Origin of the sequence: Bacillus sp. JJ1521, from assembly GCF_036965165.1 — a bacterium.
Classification (GTDB): Bacteria; Bacillota; Bacilli; order Bacillales; family Bacillaceae_L; genus Ferdinandcohnia.
The window spans coordinates 23,194-42,426 of sequence record NZ_JBALOX010000028.1 but is presented as its reverse complement, the minus strand read 5'-3'; the positions used below and the strand labels follow the sequence as shown (position 1 = coordinate 42,426).

Here is a 19,233-nt window from a genome sequence, read left to right as displayed (position 1 = left end):
CCATGCTTAAAGTTGATCAAATAGATGTTTTTTACGGGAATATTCAAGCTCTCAAAGGTGTTTCATTGGAAGTAAATGAAGGTGAAATCGTCACATTAATCGGTGCGAATGGGGCGGGAAAGAGTACACTTTTGAAAACATTATCAGGTCTGCTTAAACCCAAAAATGGAACAATCCAATATTTAGGTGAATCGATCGGTGGTAAGGCTGCTCAAGGGATTGTAAAGGCGGGAATTTCTCATGTGCCGGAAGGGCGTCGAGTGTTTGCCAATATGACAGTTGAGGAAAACTTGGAGCTAGGCGCTTTTTTAAGAAAAGATTCTAAAGAAATCCAAAAAGATATTCAAAAGGTTTATGAAACATTTCCACGTTTACTTGAGCGCAGAAAACAGCTATCTGGTACATTATCAGGTGGAGAGCAGCAAATGCTTGCCATGGGTCGAGCTATTATGGCGAGACCAAAGCTGTTGCTTCTAGACGAACCTTCCATGGGATTAGCTCCTTTAATGGTAAAAACGATTTTCCAAATTATCGAGGATATTAGCCGAGAAGGAACGACCATTCTCTTAGTTGAACAAAATGCACACATGGCTCTGTCCATTGCCAACCGTGCATACGTGATTGAAACTGGTCGTGTAACTGTTTCGGGCACAGCTACTGAACTCCAAGCAAGTGAAGAAATTAAAAAAGCTTACCTTGGCGGACATTAATCCAATATAAATATAAAAAGAGGATATATAATAGAACGGAAAAAGGCTGAGGTAGATAATCTACCCAGCCTTTTGAATTACTAACGCTTCCTTGATTTTCTTTCGAATCTCTCCCAAGCACGAAGATGTGGGTATGGATCAAAGGACCATTCTGTAAATCCATTATCCTTGTACATTCCATAATGTAGATGTGGTGGAAACTTCCCGGCTGTTCCTGGTGGTCCATACCCGGAACTACCAACTGAGCCAATGATTTTGCCAGGCTCGACAACTTGACCGATTGCAATATCCTTTGCAAATCCGTTTAGGTGTGCAAAGTAGTGATACGTATTATTGACATCGCGGATTCCAATACGCCACCCACCAAAACGGTTCCACCCCTTCATTTCAATCACTCCATAAGAGGTTGCACGAACCGGTGTGCCATAGCTTGCAAAAATATCTGTACCTTCATGCATTCTCCGACCACCCCAACCTCGAGCATCTCCCCACGTGTTTTTGTAGGTGTGATTATAACCAAGTGGGACCGGAAAAGCATGTTTATCTAAATCGAGGCTTCCATATGTTGAATAGATTTTAGCGATTCCCGTGATAAGGGAAACTGATTTATCGCGCTTGTAATAATTCCACAAGCCAATTTTTAAATTATCAGGGTCTGTCCCATATGCTAAAATTTGCTCAGACATCGTAAATAGGATATCTTCGTCATTTGTCTGGTCAGCTATACCATCTCCGTTGCCATCAAGACCAATTCCCCCAAAAAGCTGAATACTGTAAGGGTTTGTGTCATTTAGATTTGGGTTCAAAGCACCGACCCAAACCTCGGGCTTCATATAGATTCCAATCAAACCAGTTTCCTTCGGTATATCCTTACGGGCACGACGAATACTTCTTTCATATTGATCAATCGCCGCATAGTAATACCAAGGAATTTGGGTTACTGTTTCCATTTTAGTGTATAGATTCATTCGTTCCGCAAAAGTATTTTGCTGAGCTTCTTCTTTTGCACTCGCTGTCAATGGAAATCCGGAAAAAATTAAACAAATAACTACGACTAATCTTAGTTTTCTGTTCACGTACAAATATCTCCTTTCAAAAAAGTACAAGGATATTTTAATACTAAAGACATGTATGTCACTATAAGGACGAAAAATAGGTGATCTAAAAAGCATTCTTCCATGTTAGTTTGTTAAATCATTTTATTTTCATAATAACTAATTGTTGGAAACCATAAAAATCACAATTATGCTAATGCTTGGATTCTAAATTACTTTAGGAGTATAATAGGGTTAGCCTTTGCAATGGAGTGATAAAGTATGTCTAAAAAAGAGGAATATCTTAGAAAGCCTGAATGGCTAAAAATAAAACTAAATACGAATGAAAGCTACACAGGCTTAAAGAAAATGATGAGAGAAAAACAATTACATACCGTTTGTGAGGAAGCAAAATGTCCAAATATTCATGAATGTTGGGCTGTTCGTAAGACAGCTACATTTATGATTCTTGGAGATACTTGTACACGTGCTTGCCGTTTTTGTGCAGTTAAAACGGGACTTCCAAATGAATTGGATTGGGCAGAACCAGAGCGTGTAGCTGATTCTGTCGCAACGATGGGATTAAAGCATGTCGTTATTACAATGGTTGCCCGCGATGACTTGAAGGACGGGGGAGCAGCAGTCTTTGCGGAAACCGTTCGTGCGATTCGTAGAAAGAGTCCGTTTACTTCAGTTGAAGTATTACCATCTGATATGGGTGGGGCGTACGATAACTTAAAAACACTAATGGACGCAAAACCAGATATTCTAAACCATAATATCGAAACGGTTCGTCGTTTATCTGACCGTGTTCGTGCGAGAGCCAAATATGAGCGTTCACTTGAATTCCTGCGTCGCGCAAAAGAAATGAATCCAGATATTCCAACCAAATCAAGTATTATGATTGGGCTTGGTGAAACCAAGGAAGAGATTATCGAGACAATGGATGACCTTCGCGCAAATAACGTTGATATTATGACAATTGGTCAATACCTACAACCATCGAAGAAGCACTTAAAAGTTCAAAAATACTATCATCCAGATGAGTTTGCAGAATTAAAAGAGATTGCATTAAGCAAAGGCTTCAGCCATTGTGAATCCGGTCCACTTGTACGTTCTTCTTACCATGCAGACGAGCAAGTAAATGCAGCAAAAGCAAATCAACAACTAAAAGAAGCATAAAAAAAGGGGGAATCTCCCCCTTTTTTTATATATTAACCACCATTCCCTTTTTGGAGTGGATTATTTGTATTTTGGTTTTGGTTGTTATTAAGTGTACGGCCGTTTCCAGCATTTGGGTTCAGATCAGTAAGTGTTCCTGGGGTTCCCGTATTTTGGTCCAAATCTCTATTCAGTGTTCCACGTGTTCCAGTATCATGTACATTTGCGCCCTTATTATCGGAACTTGGGTTTTTAAGGAAGTTCTGATTTTCCCTTGCCTTTCGCTCATATTCAGGGTTTAATCCACCTTCCATCTCCCCATTTTCATTTTCCCCATCACTTACTTTATAGCCTTGAGGTGATTTAATCATTTGTTGGATGGTTGATGTAATGATTTGATCCACATTACGGCTGTCTGAATCAAGTGTACCGAACCGCTCGATTTGCTTCATCATGTCTGGATCGTCTGAAACGTATGCATGATAAAACCTAGGGACGACAGAAAGAGCAGCACGCTTCACTTGGTCTGCAGTCAAGTTGCGGTCCTTAGAGTTGGTATCATACGCAACAAGGACTTCTTCATCCGTAACAAGTGTTCCTACATCATTCACATTTGGGATGGTTGTACAGATTTTACTAATCAAATCCGCTACTTTTTCACGATCCATCGCTGGCAAATTAGAATAAACATTGGCACCACCTGGGACGGGATTTTTTTGGTGACGAACATAGCCAAAGTTCGTCATTTCCTTGCCATTGTTTTTAACACCATTCTTATTGTAGAGTTCATTATAGTCAATTCGATTTATTGTATTTCCGCTTTCATGGTAAACCCCTGCTTTGTCATCAGATGCACCACAACCTGTTAAAGCGGAAAAGGCAATTAATCCCGAGATGATTGTGTATTTTTTCAATCTCGACACCCCCTCAGTTGTAGGTTGACCATTTCAACAAAAAATTCGCATAGTAATTGATGGGTTGATTGGCTATAATGGAAATAGATAGTGCTGTTCAAAAAGGAGGATGAAGAGACCGCGTCAGTTCCTCTATTCATGGTCTTATTCACCGCACTTTTTGAACATCCTCTAAGGGGTGTGAAATAAGTGATTAGTATCAATAACACTACATATGAGCTTGTCGATGAGCTAAAAGAAGGATTTAATGAAGAGGCCTTTCGCGGAAGATATAGCGACATCCTTGCGAAATATGATTATATAGTCGGTGACTGGGGATATGAACAACTTCGTTTAAAGGGATTCTTTGATGATGCAAACCAAAAAGCATCCTTTGATACAAAAATCAGTACCCTTTCCGAGTATTTATACGAATATTGTAATTTTGGTTGTGCCTATTTTGTTCTTAAAAAGGTAAAAAATAAAGTACAGGCTTAAGTCACCTGTACTTTTTTCATGTGTCTGGCTCCAGGCGCCATCGGCTCGAGGTCTTAAGCCAATCGCTTCGGAGGAAAAGAACACCTTCTGTCAGCGCTCGTCTTTTGCTTGTCACCGATAGGCTGGCGCCTTGCGCTTTTCTTTTCAATCATATGGAGGTTCTGCATTTTCATCCTTGTCATCATGTGTTTGGTGGGCCCCAGGGAATTGCCTTGGCAGATCTTGGTGGAGGGACTTAAATTCATAATTAAAAGGTGTATAATATCGTTGTCCTTCCTCCCATGGGGTGCTCTTATTCTCGACAGGCGCTTTTTCACCCCGTGGTGCACCAGTAGGACCTTCTGGGAATTCCTCAAAGGTTAAAAAATTCCTCATTGTCTCCACAGTTGAAAAATCGGTATACGTTATTTCTTCTTTGTCTTTATTTTTTTCTGCCAACTGTTAAACACCTCACTTCTTTCCTATAGTGTTTTCGCAGCATTACAGAAATATGTTAGACAATTTCATACAGAAAAGAGCGTAGCTCCTCCGCTTCTTCCTCTGATAATTGGTAGGCATGTTCAATATATCCAGGCTCATCTAGATCGTCTCTGCCGATAATCGCAAAGCGGTTACTCAAAATATTTAAGACAACTTGCTTTCCGTAATAGCGGTCAGATTTAACGATTGCTAAATCATAACGCTGATTTTCCCCCATAAAGCTTACAAATCGTGTTTGTGTATCAATCGTATCATCATATAAGAAAAAACGTTCAGACATAATGGATTCTCCTTTTAAAAAAGTCATTTATATTATCATAACAAAGGCACATCAAATAGAAAACGAATTATATAAGTTTATCCAGCAGCGACTCCCTGCTGAATAAACTTAAAGTCTCCGGCGGAACATGCGATTTTCAAAGGTAATTTATCGAGCAGTAAGATCAAAGACTAAAAACGCCACTTCCTGTGGGCCTAAAATCTGGGCGCAAATACGCTAAGGCGCATTTGATTTTTTGACATACCATGAATGATAATGAGCTTTATGGTAAAATAATAGTTGATATTAAAAAGGATAATAAATAGAAGGTGATACTGTGTATTTTGTTGACCGAGAAAAGATTGAGAAGACCCTTCTTTTTTACGAAGAAAATGTAGGTTTATTAGAAGCTGAAACAGATTGGACAAGCACGCTCGGAAAGAAAGCATTAGAGCGTATTTCCCATCTTTTAATTGAAGCGATTCTAGATGTAGGGAATTCAATGATTGATGGCTTCATTATGCGTGACCCGGGAAGCTATGAAGATATAATCGATATCCTTGAGGATGAAAAGGTCGTTACTACACAAGCTGCAAATAATCTTAAAGAAATTATTCGTTACCGTAAAGTAATCGTTCAAGATTATCTTGAAATCAATCATGAAGAATTATTTTCAAGTTTCCAAAAAAATAAAGAAAGTCTAAAAAGCTTTCCGAAAGATGTTAGATCCTATCTTGTAAATGAATTAGGACCTGTTTCCGCATTTAAAAACTAATAAAATACGTGTTCAAAAAGAAGGATGAAGAGGACCGCGTCGACAAAAGCGCCACATTCTTATGTCTTGTCGACACTAGCTCGTCGTGTGCGTCGAGTTCAAGGCGGCGCAGCTCCTGCGTACCGAAGCGTATGCAGTTAATACNNCAAGCCAACGAGCTTCCACAGGATGTGGTGACTTCGACGTTTAACACAGGACGTGTTAGGCTTAGTCGAAGTTCCGCTATCGATGCGTCATATTCACCCCACTTTTTAAACATCTTCTAAAAGGTGATAAAAGTAGTGAAAACATATAAAGGATACTTAATTGATTTAGATGGTACGATGTACCTTGGAACTGAGCGCATTAATGAAGCATGTGATTTCGTAAATGCCCTTAATGAAAAACAAATCCCCTATTTATTTGTAACAAATAATTCATCAAGAACACCAGCACAGGTTGCTGCAAAGTTGCGTGACTTTGATATTGCTTGTACGGAAGATCAAGTGTTCACAACAAGCCAAGCAACGGCAAATTATATGTATGACCTAAAAAAGGGTGACACTGTATATGTGATTGGTGAAGAAGGAATACGTAAGGCATTACAGGATAAGGGTTTTACCATTCAAGAGGAAAATCCAGACTTTGTCGTTGTCGGAATCGACCGTTCCATTACATATGAAAAATTTACGCTAGCTTGTCTAGCTGTTCGTAATGGGGCAACTTTTATTTCAACAAATGGTGATATTTCAATTCCAACTGAAAGAGGATTTTTACCAGGTAATGGCTCGTTAACTTCTGTTGTAACAGTTTCAACTACAGTCCAACCGATTTTTATCGGAAAGCCGGAAAAAGTCATTATGGAGCAAGCCCAAAAGAAATTAGGGATTGCAAAGGAAGATACAATCATGATCGGTGATTATTATGATACTGACATTAAGGCAGGGATGAACGCAGGTATTGACACCCTTCTTGTTCATACAGGCGTTACAACGGCTGAACTTTTAAAAGGATATGACCGTCAACCTACTTATGCGATTAACAGCTTGAAGGAATGGATGGAAAGAATATAAAAAACGCTCAATTGAGCGTTTTTTTATATGGAGATAACAAACCCAATTATTGCACAAATACCTCCAATAAACGTTAATATCATAAACATTTTAAGTCGCCTAGTCCAACGATTCACAAAACTTCTATTTAGCACTTGTCCATCTAGATTCGTGAATTCTTTTTTAAAAGGAACGAGGGTAAATAATGCCAAAACAATGAAAAAAAGGCTCAAAACTTTAAAAAATAAGTCCATCTCTCATACCCCTCGAAATAGTTTATAAATTTAGTATACCAAATTCATCCAATTAAAAAAGACCAAATCGCAAGTGATTTGGTCTTTTTTCCTTTTAATTAGTATTCGCCGCTCGATGTGCTAATCGACTAGATGCAGCTGCCGCGATTGCCCCCACAATATCATCTAAAAATGTGTGACATTCGCCAGTTGATTTATCATTTAGTCTTTCCAAGATACCAGGTTTTTTCTTATCAATATAGCCGTAATTTGTAAACCCGATTGACCCATAAACGTTTACAATTGAAAAGGCTAAGATTTCATCTACACCGTAAAGCCCCTCATCTACCTTAATTGTTGAAAGTAGCGGCTCCTCAAGTAAGCCTTTTTCAGCAAGAATATCCAATTGAATCCCTGTTAACACAGCGTTTTGAATTTCACGTTTCGTCAGAACGCGGTCTACATTATGCACACAATCCTCCATTTTTAAATCTGGATGATATTTGCTTTGTAAATAGTAAACCAGTTCGGCAATATCCTGAATGGTGACTCCTCTGTCTTCCAACCATTTTCTAGCTGTTCGTTCAATCTCGTTCATTTTATTTACTTCGCTCATCTTGTTCACCTTATTTCTTATAAATTCAAAATTATTTTACTAATATTTTCTAGTTTACCACAAGTAATGCCGTTTTGTTTCATATAGATGTTTTAAATAGACAATTACGTTTTACATAGTATGTGTGAGAGGTGATGATTTATGAAAGATATACTTTTTGAACAATATAAATTAAAGGTGGACCGGTCAGTAAAAGCATTTGGCTATGAGGCAATCATCTATCGAAATATAGTATATTGTATTGTGCCAATACCGAATTTGGAACAAGAAGAACTGTATGAATTAAAACATCTTAGCGATTATATGATTCAAAAAGGAGACATTCGAGTCGGCTCCATTTTACCTACAACCGATGGAAAATTAAGCACAACACTTAATGATGTAGAGGTTGCTTTAATTAGATGTCCTGTTTATAGCCATCGAATCACGAATACGTTAGGGTATGAATTAGCGCGTTTTCACAAACGAGGCAGAAGCTTTCCTTATCAGGTCAAGAAAGTGATTCGAATTGGACAATGGAAATTCCTATGGGAGAGAAGATTGGATCAAATGGAGATGTTCTGGAAGGAAAAAGTAAAGCAACATCCTGAAAACCGTTTTGAAACATTATTTGTTGAAGCCTTCCCATATTATATTGGGTTAACTGAAAATGCGATTCAATACCTGGTTGATACGGAAATGGATGAGACACCTACGGCAATGGATTCAGCTACGATTTGCCATCACCGTTTCACAGAAATTTCATGGGATAAAGAGTCATTTACGAAGCTCCCCACAGAATGGGTGTTTGACCATTACACAAGGGACTTGGCCGAGTTTGTCCGTGATCAATATGCAAGTGGAGAAAGAAGGCAGAATGGACAAATCATCCACTTTTTGAAAGAGTATGAGCGCGTCAGTCCACTTTCTAACTTTTCCTGGAGACTATTATATGCGAGGCTATTGTTTCCGCTTCATTTTTTCGAATGTATTGAAGGGTACTATATGGCAGGATCGGAGACAAAAAAGGAAAAACAATTACAAAGATTAGAATTGATGCTGAACCATTCTAGTGAACATGAGCGCTTTTTATCCACCTTTTTATCAAGTGTAGGAGTAGATGAAAAAAGACTAACAATTCCGAACATCGACTGGCTTCAAAAATAAAAATGTATGGTAGTATAGAAACATATACGAACAAATCTTTATGAGAGGTATAAAATGACGAAGCCATATGTTTTTATTACAAGAAAACTGTCTGAAGAAGTCATTCAGCCACTAAAGGAAATAGCAGAAGTACATATTTGGAATGAGGAAGAGAGGGCTGTTCCAAGAGAGGTACTTCTTGAAGAGGCTAAAAAGGCAGATGCTCTTTTAACCATGCTTTCTGAAAAAATTGACAAAGAACTTCTTGATGAGGCACCAAAGTTAAAAGTGATCGCGAACCTTGCTGTTGGTTTTGACAATATTGACGTGGAATATGCCAATCAAAAGGGAATCGCTGTTTGTAACACACCAGATGTCTTAACAGACACAACAGCTGATTTAACCTTTGCATTGTTGCTAGCAACTGCAAGAAGGGTTGTTGAAGCGGCTGAATTTGTAAGAAATGGTGAGTGGAAAAGCTGGAGTCCATTATTACTTGCAGGTCATGATGTTCATCATAAAACTATTGGGATCGTTGGAATGGGCAAAATTGGAGAAGCGGTCGCAAAGCGTGCAACTGGCTTTGAAATGGATATTCTTTATCATAATCGTTCCCGGAAGTTGGATGCTGAGGAACGTACTGGTGCTTCATACGTAGCTTTTGAGGAGTTAATCGAGACTTCTGATTTTATCGTGTGTTTAACGCCACTCACAGAGGAAACAAGAGGTTTATTTAATCAGGAAAACTTAAAGAAAATGAAAAAATCTGCCGTTTTCATTAATGCATCAAGAGTACCAGTGGTTGATGAAGATGCATTATATGAAGCTTTAATTTCTGGAGAAATTGCAGCGGCTGGTTTAGACGTTTTTGCAAAGGAGCCTGTGGATGCGGATCATCCATTATTAACTTTGCCAAATGTCGTTGCATTGCCTCATATTGGATCCTCAAGCACAGAAACACGAACAGCCATGATGGAGCTATGCAGCAAGAACATTGAACTAGTTTTGAATAACAAACAACCAAAGACACTAATCAATAAAGAGTGGGGACTGTCAGTTAATTAAAATTTTCCAGGGCACCTTCGCAGTGAAGGTGTTCTTTTTTTATCGAAGGAATTTTTTGAAGAATCTTTTTTATAAAAAAATTCGCTTTTATATCAGTGTGTTAAGCGTTTTCAGTTGAAAAGAAAGAAAAAAAGTACTTGTAAAAACAATTTATCAATACTATAATGTCTTTTATAGAAGGACAGTTGTATTTCTAGGGAATACAGAGAGGCGGCTAAAAAATGAAAAGTATTTCAGTTGGATTATTAGGATTAGGTACGGTTGGTAGTGGTGTTGTTACGATTTTAAAAAATCATCAAGATAAATTAATGCACCAAGTTGGTTGCCCAATAGAAGTAAAGAAAGTATTAGTTCAAGATGTACATAAACAACGACCTGTAGAACTTAAACCTTCTTTGTTGACTACAAATGTGAATGAAGTAATTGAGGACCCAGAAATCGATGTTGTCATTGAGGTAATGGGTGGGGTGGATGACACAAAAGAGCTAGTTCTTCAATCTCTACGTAATAAAAAACATGTCGTAACGGCTAATAAAGACTTAATGGCTTTACATGGTCCGGAACTATTAAATGTTGCAAGTGAAAATGGCTGCGACTTGTTTTATGAAGCAAGTGTTGCTGGTGGAATTCCAATCCTTCGCGGTTTAGTGGACGGCTTTGCATCAGACCGTATTATTAAAATGATGGGAATTGTGAACGGAACAACGAACTTTATTTTAACAAAAATGAGTAAGTTTGGCAGTGCTTATGAAGAGGTACTGAAAGAAGCCCAGGAGCTTGGTTATGCTGAAGCAGATCCAACAGCAGACGTAGAAGGTCTTGATGCCGCAAGAAAGATGGCAATCCTAGCTTCATTAGGATACTCAATGAATATCGACCTTAAAGATGTTCGCGTTCAAGGTATTTCTTCTGTAACAAGTGAGGATATCGAATATAGTAAACGATTAGGTTATGTTCTGAAGTTAATTGGTAATGCACATCGCAAGGGAGAGAGAGTTGAGGTAAGTGTTCAACCAACACTTCTTCCAGAATCACATCCACTTGCAGCAGTAAATGACGAATTTAATGCGGTATATGTGTATGGAGAAGCTGTAGGAGAAACAATGTTCTATGGCCCAGGAGCAGGTAGTCTACCAACTGCAACTTCAATTGTCTCAGATTTAGTGGCAGTTATGAAAAATATGCGACTTGGAGTGAATGGCCTTAGCGCTGTATCACCACAATATGAGAAAAAACTAAAAGACGACTCTGAGATTTTCTCAAAATACTTTCTTCGTATTCATGTAAAGGACCAAGTTGGCGCATTTGCAAAAATTACATCTCTGTTCTCTGAACGCGGTGTTAGCTTTGAGAAGATTCTTCAATTGCCGTTAAAAAATAAAGATTTAGCTGAAATTGTTCTTGTTACTCATCAAGCATCATTACGAGATTACGAGGAAATTTTGATACAGCTTAGAGATTTACAAATTATCCAAGATGTTAAAAGCTCATACCGAGTTGAAGGAGGAAACCAAGCATGAGATGGCAAGGTCTATTACAACAATTTCGAGAATATTTACCGGTAAATACAAATACTCCCATGCTTTCATTGAATGAAGGAAATACACCATTAATCCCGTTGCATACTCTTTCAGAGGATCTTGGTGTTGAATTATATGTAAAAGTAGAAGGGGCGAACCCAACCGGTTCCTTTAAGGACCGAGGGATGGTCATGGCAGTTGCAAAAGCGATTGAAGAAGGCAGTGACACAATTATTTGTGCATCTACTGGAAATACTTCAGCAGCAGCTGCTGCCTATGCAGCACGTGCTGGTCTTCGCTGTATCGTTGTAATTCCTGAAGGTAAAATTGCGATGGGTAAATTAGCGCAAGCAGTTATGTATGGTGCCGAAATCATTTCCATTGAAGGAAACTTCGACCATGCGTTGCAGATGGTTCGTAATATTAGTGAAACTGCACCTATTACTCTCGTAAACTCAGTAAATCCATATCGAATTGAAGGTCAAAAAACAGCTGCATTTGAAGTTTGTGTCCAGTTAGACGGTGCTCCTGATGTATTGGCGATTCCAGTCGGAAATGCTGGGAATATTACAGCATATTGGAAAGGGTTTAAAGAGTATCATGAGCGTCATAACACTGGTCTTCCTGAGATGCGTGGATTTGAAGCAGAAGGCGCAGCAGCCATTGTGAAAAATAAAGTCATTGAAGATCCGGAGACAGTTGCAACTGCGATTCGAATCGGAAACCCTGCAAGCTGGGATAAAGCCGTTGCAGCTGCAAGTGAGTCAAATGGTAAAATTGATGAAGTATCAGATGCCGAAATCCTTGAAGCCTATCAATTACTGGCACGTAAAGAAGGTGTATTTGCAGAACCAGGTTCTTGTGCATCTATCGCTGGTGTCATCAAGCAAGTACGCAGTGGTGAAATTAAAAAAGGTAGCCGAGTAGTTGCTGTTCTAACAGGAAACGGATTAAAAGATCCAAATATCGCAATTGAAGCAACTTCACTAAAGCCTGTTGTATTACCTAACGATGAAAAGGCTGTTTACGAACATATTAGGGGAGCCGTTTTACATGAAGTTTGATCAAGCTCTTCAAATAAAAGTACCAGCAAGCTCAGCAAACCTTGGACCTGGATTTGATTCATTGGGATTGGCGGTCAATCGCTATTTAACCCTTCAGGTCGAACCAAGCAAACAGTGGGAGTTTGTTCCACAATCAGAAGAAATTGCTGATACGCCAACAGATAAAGAAAATTTTATCTATCAAATGGCAGAAAAGGTGGCCCATGTTTTCTCATGTGAGCTACCTCCCTGCAAGGTTTATGTTCAAAGCGATATACCCTTAGCAAGAGGCCTTGGGAGCAGTGCAGCAGCCATTATCGCGGCAATTGAGCTTGTCAATGAACTTTGTAATCTTCAATTAACAAATCAACAAAAGCTCGAATTAGCTTGCGATATTGAGGGACATCCTGATAATGTAGGGGCATCTTTGTATGGGGGCTTAGTTATTGGCAGTCATCGTGGAAGCGAGGACACAGATCTTATTCATGTGAATGATTTAGATTTTGATATGGTGGTTGTTATCCCACCTTACGAATTAAAAACTAAGGATGCTCGTAATGTTCTGCCAAACGAATTATCCTATCAAGAAGCTGTAAAAGCGAGCTCCATAAGCAATGTGATGATCGCAGCTCTTTTAACTAAGAACCTTGAGTTAATGGGGAAAATGATGGAGCTGGATTTATTCCATCAGCAATATCGTGCAAAGCTCATTCCTGAGTTCAACAGCATTCATCGAGTTGCTAAGAGAGCAGGGGCATTTGGGGTAGCCATTAGTGGAGCTGGCCCAACAGTAATTTGCTTTACCGAAAGTGGACGAGGTAGTCAACTAAAAGCGGATCTATCCCTTGTATTCGAAGAATTTCAGGTAGAGGAAGTATCGATTGAGAAAAACGGCAGTAAGCTAACATCATTATCGTTGCATGAATAGTAGAAGCGAAACCTTTTTGTCAGGGTTTCGCTTTTTGAGTTCAACTACTCGCAATTTTTGCAAATACTGTCACTAACGGAAAAATACTGTCGCTAATTTGAAAATACTGTCACTAAATCTGAAATACTGTCACTATCGAAAAAATACTCTCACTAAATCTGAAATACTCCCACTATCAAAAAAATACTCTCACTAAATCTGAAATACTCCCACTATCAAAAAAATACTCCCATTAACCGTTTAAATTCATAAAAAAATGCCTCAAAACTTGAGGCACTCATTTTTTATATATTAAAATACTTGTTCAACTTCTACTACACCTGGAACTTCCTCTAATAATGCACGTTCGATTCCAGCTTTTAGTGTGATTGTGGAGCTTGGGCAGGTACCACAAGCACCTAATAAACGAAGCTTAACAACACCATCTTCTACATCAACTAAATCACAGTCTCCGCCATCACGAAGTAAAAACGGACGAAGTTTATCTAATACTTCTTGTACTTGTTCTCTAATATCCATAATGATTGACTCCTTTCATCATACCTTTATAATTATTATAATCTGTTTACTGGAAAAAATCTATTAAAAGCAAGTAATGCTTTTTTCCAATTTTTAATTACATATGCGTATTGAGAAAATCTGTGATGTGTTCTATACAGCTTTCTATGTCCATTTTAACAGATTTCTTGTACAATGAAAAAAGAAACGATTGGGGAAAGGGTGAAAGTGTATGGAAAAGCAAAAAGTTGAAATCTGTGTATACGGTGCAGAAGTACTTTGCCCTAGTTGTGTAAATCTTCCATCTTCAAAGGAGACTTATGAATGGCTTGATGCAGCATTGAGCAGAAAGTTTCCAAACCAACCCTTTGAAATTACACATATTGATATTTTTGATCCACCAGGGGACGAAGAGAAACAGACATTTGCTCGACGTGTCATTGAGGAAGACATGTTTTATCCTGTCGTCGTGTTGGAAGGCGCCATTGTCGGTGAGGGTAGCCCCAAACTAAAAACAATTTATGCTGAAATGAAGAAGTATGGATATAAATCCATCTAAATCAGAGGAGTAAGGGGATCTAAATCGATTTCCTTACTTTTTTTGTGCTAAATATCTTGATGGCAAGATATTTTACTTGTGTTTTTATCAATTGAGTAGTAAAGTGAAAGTAACGAAAGGGAGTGATTAATAGGATGCACGATAATACTAGAGGTTCTTTAATATGGTTACGCCTTACAAGGTTTACACATCAAAGTAATTTATTATCTAATGAATTTTTAAAACAATTTGATTTAACAACTGCACAATTTGATGTGCTAATGCAAATAGCGACATATGAACCATTAACCCAGTCTGAACTAGCTGAGAAAGTTACGGTGACACAAGGCGGTATATCGCGTATGCTCACTCGACTTGAGAAAGAAGGACTCGTCGAACGAAAGCAAGACTGGAAAATAAAAAAGATTTCGTTAACAAAAATGGGGCGAGAAAAGCTTGAACATGCATTCGATGCCCAGCTTGCGTTCCAAACCTCGTTTTTTGATGAATGTTTAACAAAAGAAGAACAAAAAATATTGTATACGCTGATGTCACGTGTACAAAAAAATAGCGAAAATAAGAGAATACCGAACAAGTAATTTTTTTGATCTATCACTTGACTAGTAAAATGACAAAAGGAGAGATTAACTATGTATACAATTTCAGGACATCACCATATCTCAATGATTACAAAGGATGCAAATCAAAATAACCGTTTTTATCGTGAGGTGCTAGGCTTACGTCGTGTAAAAATGACAGTAAACCAAGATGATCCATCCATGTATCACTTATTTTACGGGGATAAAACAGGAAGTCCCGGTACAGAACTTTCATTTTTTGAAATCCCTCCAGTCGGCAGGACGCATCGGGGCACAAATGCTATCACCCAAATTGGTTTACTTGTACCAACTAAAAGTAGCTTAACGTATTGGAAGGCACGTTTTGAAGAATATGGTGTACAACACAGTGAAATTACAACATACGCCAACAAGCCAGCCTTACATTTTGAAGATGAAGAGGGACTACGAATGGTTTTACTCGTATCAAATGGCGAGAAAGTTGAGCACTGGGAAACTTGGGAAAAGTCAATTGTGCCCGTAGAACATCAAATTCAAGGGATGAGCTCAGTGGAAATCACAGTCCGTAGACTTGATAAATTAGCAAAAACACTAACAGAGATGTTTGGCTATACGGAGATTTCACGCACAAAAGATGAAGGAATTTTCCAATCCGTACAAGGCGAGGTATTTGGAGAAATCGTTGTGAAATATTTAGATGGTCCAACTGAAAGACCTGGACGTGGTAGTATTCATCATTTAGCGATTCGTGTTAAAGATGATGTAGAGCTTGCCTACTGGGATGAGCAGGTACGGGCACGTGGCTTTCATTCATCTGGCATTGTGGACCGTTTCTATTTTAAAAGCTTATACTTTCGCGAATCTAATGGAATTCTTTTTGAAATTGCAACAGACGGACCAGGTTTCACAATTGATGGTGACGTTGAAACATTAGGTGAAACATTAGATCTTCCGCCATTTTTAGAAGACCGCCGTGCGGAAATCGAAGGAAATCTAAAACCAATTGAGGAGAATGAATGATGGAGAAATATCGGATGGATTCATCAAAAGGTATGGAATTTGGGCTGTATTCGTTAGGAGATCATATTCCAAATCCACTTACAGGTGAGCGAATTTCTGCTCAGCAGCGGATTAATGAACTTATAGAAGCTAGTCAATTAGCTGAACAGGCAGGTATTGATGTATTTGGTGTTGGCGAAAGTCACCAAACGTATTTTACAACACAAGCACATACCGTTGTTTTAGGAGCCATTGCCCAAGCAACAAAGAAGATCAAAATTGCAAGCTCAGCAACCGTACTAAGTGTTTCTGACCCTGTGCGTGTGTACGAGGATTTCGCCACAATTGATTTAATATCAGATGGTCGCGCAGAAATCGTTGCTGGCCGCGGGTCTCGTGTGGGTGCCTATCACCTACTTGGCGTTGAATTACAGGATTATGAGGAAATTTTCGAAGAGAAATTAGAACTTCTGAAAAAAATAAATGAAGAACAGTATATTACATGGCAAGGAGAATTTCGTCCTCCACTTCAAAATGCAGAAATTCTGCCACAGCCGAAAAATGGTTCTCTTCCAATTTGGCGTGCTGTAGGCGGTCCGCCTGCAAGTGCCATTAAAGCGGGTTACATGGGAATTCCAATGATGCTGACTACATTAGGTGGACCAGCAATCAACTTTAAGCCTTCAGTTGATGCATATCGGGAGGCAGCGGAACGAAGTGGTTATGATCCAAATACTTTACCAATTGCGACTACAAGCTTATTTTATGTAGCAGACACTACACAAGAAGCATTACAAGGTATGTACCCACATATTAATGGAGGATTCCTAGCGATTCGTGGTAGTGGCTATCCAAAGCAACAATTTGCCCAAGCGCCAGATACACGTGATGCACTAATGGTAGGTAGTACACAGCAAATTATCGAGAAATTACTTTACCAATATGAGCTTTACGGTATGCAACGCTTTATGGCGCAAATCGACTTTGGAGGCGTACCTTACGAAAAAATCATGAAAAATATTGAAATTATTGGGAACGACATTATTCCTGCAATTAAAAAATATACAGCAAAACAATAAAGGGGAGAATAAGTTATGAAAATAGTAGCCCTAGCCGGTTCAATCGTCGGCTCAAAAACAAAAACAGCAATGCTGAAAACCGTGGAAATCCTTGAAAAAAAATATCCAGAGCATGAGGTTACTTTACTCGATTTAGCTGCCTTTACATTACAATTTAGCGATGGGCGTAATTATTTTGAATATGATGGGGATACAAAATATGTAACAGAGACGATTATGAATGCCGATGCAATTATCATTGGGACACCAACATTCCAAGCCTCAATTCCGGCAACACTAAAAAATATTTTTGACTTACTCCCAGTGAATGCATTCCGTGATAAGGTAGTAAGTGCAGTCGTGACTGCTGGTACTTCGAAGCACTATCTAATGGTTGAGCAACAATTAAAACCAATTCTGGCGTATATGAAGGCTCACATCGTTCCAACGTATGTATTTATCGAAGAAAAAGACTTTTTACGTAAGGAAATTATTAATGATGATGTTCTATTTCGATTGGATCGCCTTGTCGAGGATACTGTAACTTACGTGGAGGCACATGCTGATATCCGTCGAAAAAAAGATGAAATGTATAATTTTTAAAGATTAATGCACACCTTGAAAAATATTAAAATCAAAAAAATGAAATAGCACGGAGCGCCTATAAAATATACAAGGATCTCCGTGCTTATTTAATACCACAAAAAAATCACGACCACATTCATTCGTAACCGTGATCATACATAATCACCCATTATGATACTTATACACCCATAATATTCCGGATTTTATCATGCGTGGAACACGTCCAGTAAGTGGACGTTCTGCAACTAAACCGAATCCCTCTTTTTTACCTAATGAACCAAGTACACCTTTTAGCTTGATTTTTGGAAATTCAGTTGGCGGGGCTTCACCCTTCCAGCGTTTTTGAAGAACCTGAACAATTTGTTCTGCCTGACCTTCTGCAAGCTGAGCACTTGGTGCATGTGGTAAACTTGCACAGTCTCCAACGACATAGACATGCTCATCATTTGGCAAATTGTGTTGTGTAGTTAAAACAACACGACCACTGCCGTCTTTTTCAACATCTAAGTCGCGAACAATTTTATTAGGTTGAATTCCAGCGGTCCAAACAACAACATCACTTTGAACAGGATTTTCGTTATTAAACAGGACGCCTTCTTCTACTCTTGTAATATTTGAGTGATTAATAATTTCGATATCGTTTTTATCAAACCAATTTTCAACGTATACGCTCAATTTTTCCGGGAAAGCGGAAAGAATATGATTTCCTCTATCAAAAATCTTAATTCGCAAGTCCGGTCTGCTTTCATGAAGTTCACTTGCTAATTCAACCCCACTTAGACCTGCTCCAACGATTGAAACAGTCGCTTCTGCCGGGAGATTATTGAGTCTTTGGTAGGTTTCCCTCGCATTGTCAATTGTCTGGATGCTGTAGGTGAATTCCTTTGCACCTGGTACATTGTGATACTTATCCTCACAGCCTAAGCCAATCACCAAATCATCATAGCTAATTGATGCTTCATCTTTAATATGAACGAGCTTTTCATTCATATCAATGCCCGTAACTTCCCCAAATTTCACGTGCAAACGAGGGTGCTCCGGAAATGTTACACGAACATGTGAATCCGAAATAGTTCCTGCTGCAAGTGCGTAAAATTCTGTTTTTAAACTATGGTAAGGTGCTCGATCAATTAAGGTGATTTGAATATCGACGGGTAATTGATTTGGCAGCAAGCGATGTAAGATTCGCATTCCACCATACCCACCACCAAGTATAACAAGATTTTTCATGCTGATTATCCCCTTTTGTTCCTCTCTTTAGTTGAAACTTTTTTATACAATCCATGACATGATTTATCCGTAACTGTAATCCTTTTCAAAGACACTAAAAGTATAGCGAAAATGTGACAAAATAACAACCGATATCAGTTAAATTGACGAATAGAAAAAAAGAGAGTACGATAAGTAGTTGTATAAGGGTTCAAAAAGGAGGATGAAAAGGACCAAGAAGTTCAAGGCGGTGCAGTTTTGAGTAGCGGAGCGTATGTAGTTAATACGTGAGCAGACGATCTTGCACGCCGGAAAAGTGGTTTGCTTTTCCAAGGAACGGAAAAACAAACCAACCGGCTTCCACAGGATGTGGTGACTTCGACATTCGACACAGGAC

General features: G+C 38.7%; 20 protein-coding genes and 2 pseudogenes. 15 read left to right on the top strand and 7 right to left on the bottom strand.

The annotated features are described in order from the left end of the window. Positions 1–2 precede the first annotated feature (2 nt). Positions 3–710 (top strand): ABC transporter ATP-binding protein, encoded by a 708-nt coding sequence (locus V7147_RS05200; RefSeq protein ID WP_335366815.1) that lies wholly within the window; start codon positions 3–5, stop codon positions 708–710. Positions 711–790: 80 nt separating this feature from the next. On the opposite strand, the gene V7147_RS05195 is transcribed toward V7147_RS05200, so the two are convergent. After that, the gene (locus V7147_RS05195) at positions 791–1,786 is read right to left on the bottom strand and encodes a M23 family metallopeptidase (protein ID WP_335366798.1); all 996 of its coding nucleotides are present in this window, start codon (positions 1,784–1,786) and stop codon (positions 791–793) included. Positions 1,787–2,026: 240 nt separating this feature from the next. On the opposite strand from V7147_RS05195, the gene lipA reads away from it, so the two are divergent. Beyond that, complete coding sequence (gene lipA / locus V7147_RS05190; RefSeq protein WP_335366797.1) at positions 2,027–2,926, top strand: lipoyl synthase; 900 nt, start codon at positions 2,027–2,029, stop codon at positions 2,924–2,926. Positions 2,927–3,174: 248 nt separating this feature from the next. Here lipA and V7147_RS05185 read toward each other — a convergent pair. Beyond that, positions 3,175–3,819, bottom strand: a pseudogene (locus V7147_RS05185) (YhcN/YlaJ family sporulation lipoprotein); the annotation flags it as partial. Positions 3,820–4,008: 189 nt separating this feature from the next. Between V7147_RS05185 and V7147_RS05180 the strand changes: the two are divergent. Further along, positions 4,009–4,296, top strand: coding sequence for a YutD family protein (locus tag V7147_RS05180; RefSeq protein ID WP_335366796.1), 288 nt, complete (start codon positions 4,009–4,011; stop codon positions 4,294–4,296). A 144-nt stretch (positions 4,297–4,440) separates the two neighbouring features. Here the strand turns inward: V7147_RS05180 and V7147_RS05175 are convergent, their stop codons facing one another. Beyond that, complete coding sequence (locus V7147_RS05175; protein WP_335366814.1) at positions 4,441–4,671, bottom strand: cytosolic protein; 231 nt, start codon at positions 4,669–4,671, stop codon at positions 4,441–4,443. A 118-nt stretch (positions 4,672–4,789) separates the two neighbouring features. Continuing rightward, the gene (locus V7147_RS05170) at positions 4,790–5,056 is read right to left on the bottom strand and encodes a DUF3055 domain-containing protein (RefSeq protein ID WP_335366795.1); all 267 of its coding nucleotides are present in this window, start codon (positions 5,054–5,056) and stop codon (positions 4,790–4,792) included. A gap of 316 nt (positions 5,057–5,372) precedes the next feature. Between V7147_RS05170 and V7147_RS05165 the strand changes: the two genes are divergently transcribed. Next, positions 5,373–5,810 (top strand): DUF86 domain-containing protein, encoded by a 438-nt coding sequence (locus V7147_RS05165; RefSeq protein ID WP_335366794.1) that lies wholly within the window; start codon positions 5,373–5,375, stop codon positions 5,808–5,810. 281 nt (positions 5,811–6,091) lie between these two features. Then, positions 6,092–6,862 (top strand): TIGR01457 family HAD-type hydrolase, encoded by a 771-nt coding sequence (locus tag V7147_RS05160; RefSeq protein ID WP_335366793.1) that lies wholly within the window; start codon positions 6,092–6,094, stop codon positions 6,860–6,862. Between the two features lie 327 nt (positions 6,863–7,189). Here V7147_RS05160 and V7147_RS05155 read toward each other — a convergent pair whose 3' ends face one another. Continuing rightward, on the bottom strand, positions 7,190–7,690 hold the full coding sequence (locus V7147_RS05155) for a phosphatidylglycerophosphatase A family protein (protein WP_335366792.1): 501 nt from the start codon (positions 7,688–7,690) through the stop codon (positions 7,190–7,192). Between the two features lie 141 nt (positions 7,691–7,831). Between V7147_RS05155 and yutH the strand changes: the two genes are divergently transcribed. The 5 genes from yutH (at position 7,832) to thrB (ending at position 13,371) form a co-directional block, all read left to right on the top strand. After that, on the top strand, positions 7,832–8,836 hold the full coding sequence (yutH, locus tag V7147_RS05150) for a spore coat putative kinase YutH (protein WP_335366791.1): 1,005 nt from the start codon (positions 7,832–7,834) through the stop codon (positions 8,834–8,836). 54 nt (positions 8,837–8,890) lie between these two features. Further along, on the top strand, positions 8,891–9,880 hold the full coding sequence (locus tag V7147_RS05145; RefSeq protein ID WP_335366790.1) for a 2-hydroxyacid dehydrogenase: 990 nt from the start codon (positions 8,891–8,893) through the stop codon (positions 9,878–9,880). Between the two features lie 221 nt (positions 9,881–10,101). Then, positions 10,102–11,400, top strand: coding sequence for a homoserine dehydrogenase (locus V7147_RS05140; protein ID WP_335366789.1), 1,299 nt, complete (start codon positions 10,102–10,104; stop codon positions 11,398–11,400). After that, positions 11,397–12,464 (top strand): threonine synthase, encoded by a 1,068-nt coding sequence (gene thrC / locus V7147_RS05135; protein ID WP_335366788.1) that lies wholly within the window; start codon positions 11,397–11,399, stop codon positions 12,462–12,464. The genes V7147_RS05140 and thrC overlap by 4 nt, the downstream gene beginning before the upstream one ends. Then, on the top strand, positions 12,454–13,371 hold the full coding sequence (gene thrB / locus V7147_RS05130) for a homoserine kinase (protein ID WP_335366787.1): 918 nt from the start codon (positions 12,454–12,456) through the stop codon (positions 13,369–13,371). The genes thrC and thrB overlap by 11 nt, the downstream gene beginning before the upstream one ends. Positions 13,372–13,662: 291 nt before the next feature. Here thrB and V7147_RS05125 read toward each other — a convergent pair. Next, positions 13,663–13,890 (bottom strand): annotated as a pseudogene (locus tag V7147_RS05125) (NifU family protein); the annotation flags it as partial. 211 nt (positions 13,891–14,101) lie between these two features. On the opposite strand from V7147_RS05125, the gene V7147_RS05120 reads away from it, so the two are divergent. The 5 genes from V7147_RS05120 to V7147_RS05100 all read left to right on the top strand — a co-directional run bounded on the left by V7147_RS05120 (position 14,102) and on the right by V7147_RS05100 (position 17,645). Then, positions 14,102–14,428, top strand: a complete 327-nt coding sequence (locus V7147_RS05120) for a YuzD family protein (RefSeq protein ID WP_335366786.1) — start codon at positions 14,102–14,104, stop codon at positions 14,426–14,428. Positions 14,429–14,562: 134 nt separating this feature from the next. Next, complete coding sequence (locus V7147_RS05115) at positions 14,563–15,006, top strand: MarR family winged helix-turn-helix transcriptional regulator (protein WP_335366785.1); 444 nt, start codon at positions 14,563–14,565, stop codon at positions 15,004–15,006. A 51-nt stretch (positions 15,007–15,057) separates the two neighbouring features. After that, a complete protein-coding gene (locus V7147_RS05110; protein ID WP_335366784.1) occupies positions 15,058–16,005 on the top strand; it encodes a ring-cleaving dioxygenase in 948 nt (315 codons plus the stop codon). Further along, complete coding sequence (locus V7147_RS05105) at positions 16,005–17,063, top strand: LLM class flavin-dependent oxidoreductase (protein WP_335366783.1); 1,059 nt, start codon at positions 16,005–16,007, stop codon at positions 17,061–17,063. The genes V7147_RS05110 and V7147_RS05105 overlap by 1 nt, the downstream gene beginning before the upstream one ends. 15 nt (positions 17,064–17,078) lie before the next feature. Next, positions 17,079–17,645, top strand: a complete 567-nt coding sequence (locus V7147_RS05100; RefSeq protein WP_335366782.1) for an NADPH-dependent FMN reductase — start codon at positions 17,079–17,081, stop codon at positions 17,643–17,645. A gap of 144 nt (positions 17,646–17,789) precedes the next feature. Here the strand turns inward: V7147_RS05100 and V7147_RS05095 are convergent, their stop codons facing one another. Beyond that, positions 17,790–18,857, bottom strand: coding sequence for an NAD(P)/FAD-dependent oxidoreductase (locus tag V7147_RS05095; protein ID WP_335366781.1), 1,068 nt, complete (start codon positions 18,855–18,857; stop codon positions 17,790–17,792). Positions 18,858–19,233: the final 376 nt, after the last annotated feature.

Excerpts from the sequence above, each read along its gene's own strand:
- V7147_RS05140 (WP_335366789.1), top strand. The coding sequence starts at position 10,102 with ATGAAAAGTATTTCAGTTGGATTATTAGGATTAGGTACGGTTGGTAGT.
- thrB (WP_335366787.1), top strand. The coding sequence starts at position 12,454 with ATGAAGTTTGATCAAGCTCTTCAAATAAAAGTACCAGCAAGCTCAGCA.
- yutH (WP_335366791.1), top strand. The coding sequence starts at position 7,832 with ATGAAAGATATACTTTTTGAACAATATAAATTAAAGGTGGACCGGTCA.
- V7147_RS05200 (WP_335366815.1), top strand. The coding sequence starts at position 3 with ATGCTTAAAGTTGATCAAATAGATGTTTTTTACGGGAATATTCAAGCT.
- V7147_RS05170 (WP_335366795.1), bottom strand. The coding sequence starts at position 5,056 with ATGTCTGAACGTTTTTTCTTATATGATGATACGATTGATACACAAACA.
- lipA (WP_335366797.1), top strand. The coding sequence starts at position 2,027 with ATGTCTAAAAAAGAGGAATATCTTAGAAAGCCTGAATGGCTAAAAATA.
- V7147_RS05175 (WP_335366814.1), bottom strand. The coding sequence starts at position 4,671 with ATGAGGAATTTTTTAACCTTTGAGGAATTCCCAGAAGGTCCTACTGGT.
- V7147_RS05115 (WP_335366785.1), top strand. The coding sequence starts at position 14,563 with ATGCACGATAATACTAGAGGTTCTTTAATATGGTTACGCCTTACAAGG.
- thrC (WP_335366788.1), top strand. The coding sequence starts at position 11,397 with ATGAGATGGCAAGGTCTATTACAACAATTTCGAGAATATTTACCGGTA.
- V7147_RS05110 (WP_335366784.1), top strand. The coding sequence starts at position 15,058 with ATGTATACAATTTCAGGACATCACCATATCTCAATGATTACAAAGGAT.
- V7147_RS05105 (WP_335366783.1), top strand. The coding sequence starts at position 16,005 with ATGGAGAAATATCGGATGGATTCATCAAAAGGTATGGAATTTGGGCTG.
- V7147_RS05095 (WP_335366781.1), bottom strand. The coding sequence starts at position 18,857 with ATGAAAAATCTTGTTATACTTGGTGGTGGGTATGGTGGAATGCGAATC.
- V7147_RS05100 (WP_335366782.1), top strand. The coding sequence starts at position 17,079 with ATGAAAATAGTAGCCCTAGCCGGTTCAATCGTCGGCTCAAAAACAAAA.
- V7147_RS05155 (WP_335366792.1), bottom strand. The coding sequence starts at position 7,690 with ATGAGCGAAGTAAATAAAATGAACGAGATTGAACGAACAGCTAGAAAA.
- V7147_RS05120 (WP_335366786.1), top strand. The coding sequence starts at position 14,102 with ATGGAAAAGCAAAAAGTTGAAATCTGTGTATACGGTGCAGAAGTACTT.
- V7147_RS05145 (WP_335366790.1), top strand. The coding sequence starts at position 8,891 with ATGACGAAGCCATATGTTTTTATTACAAGAAAACTGTCTGAAGAAGTC.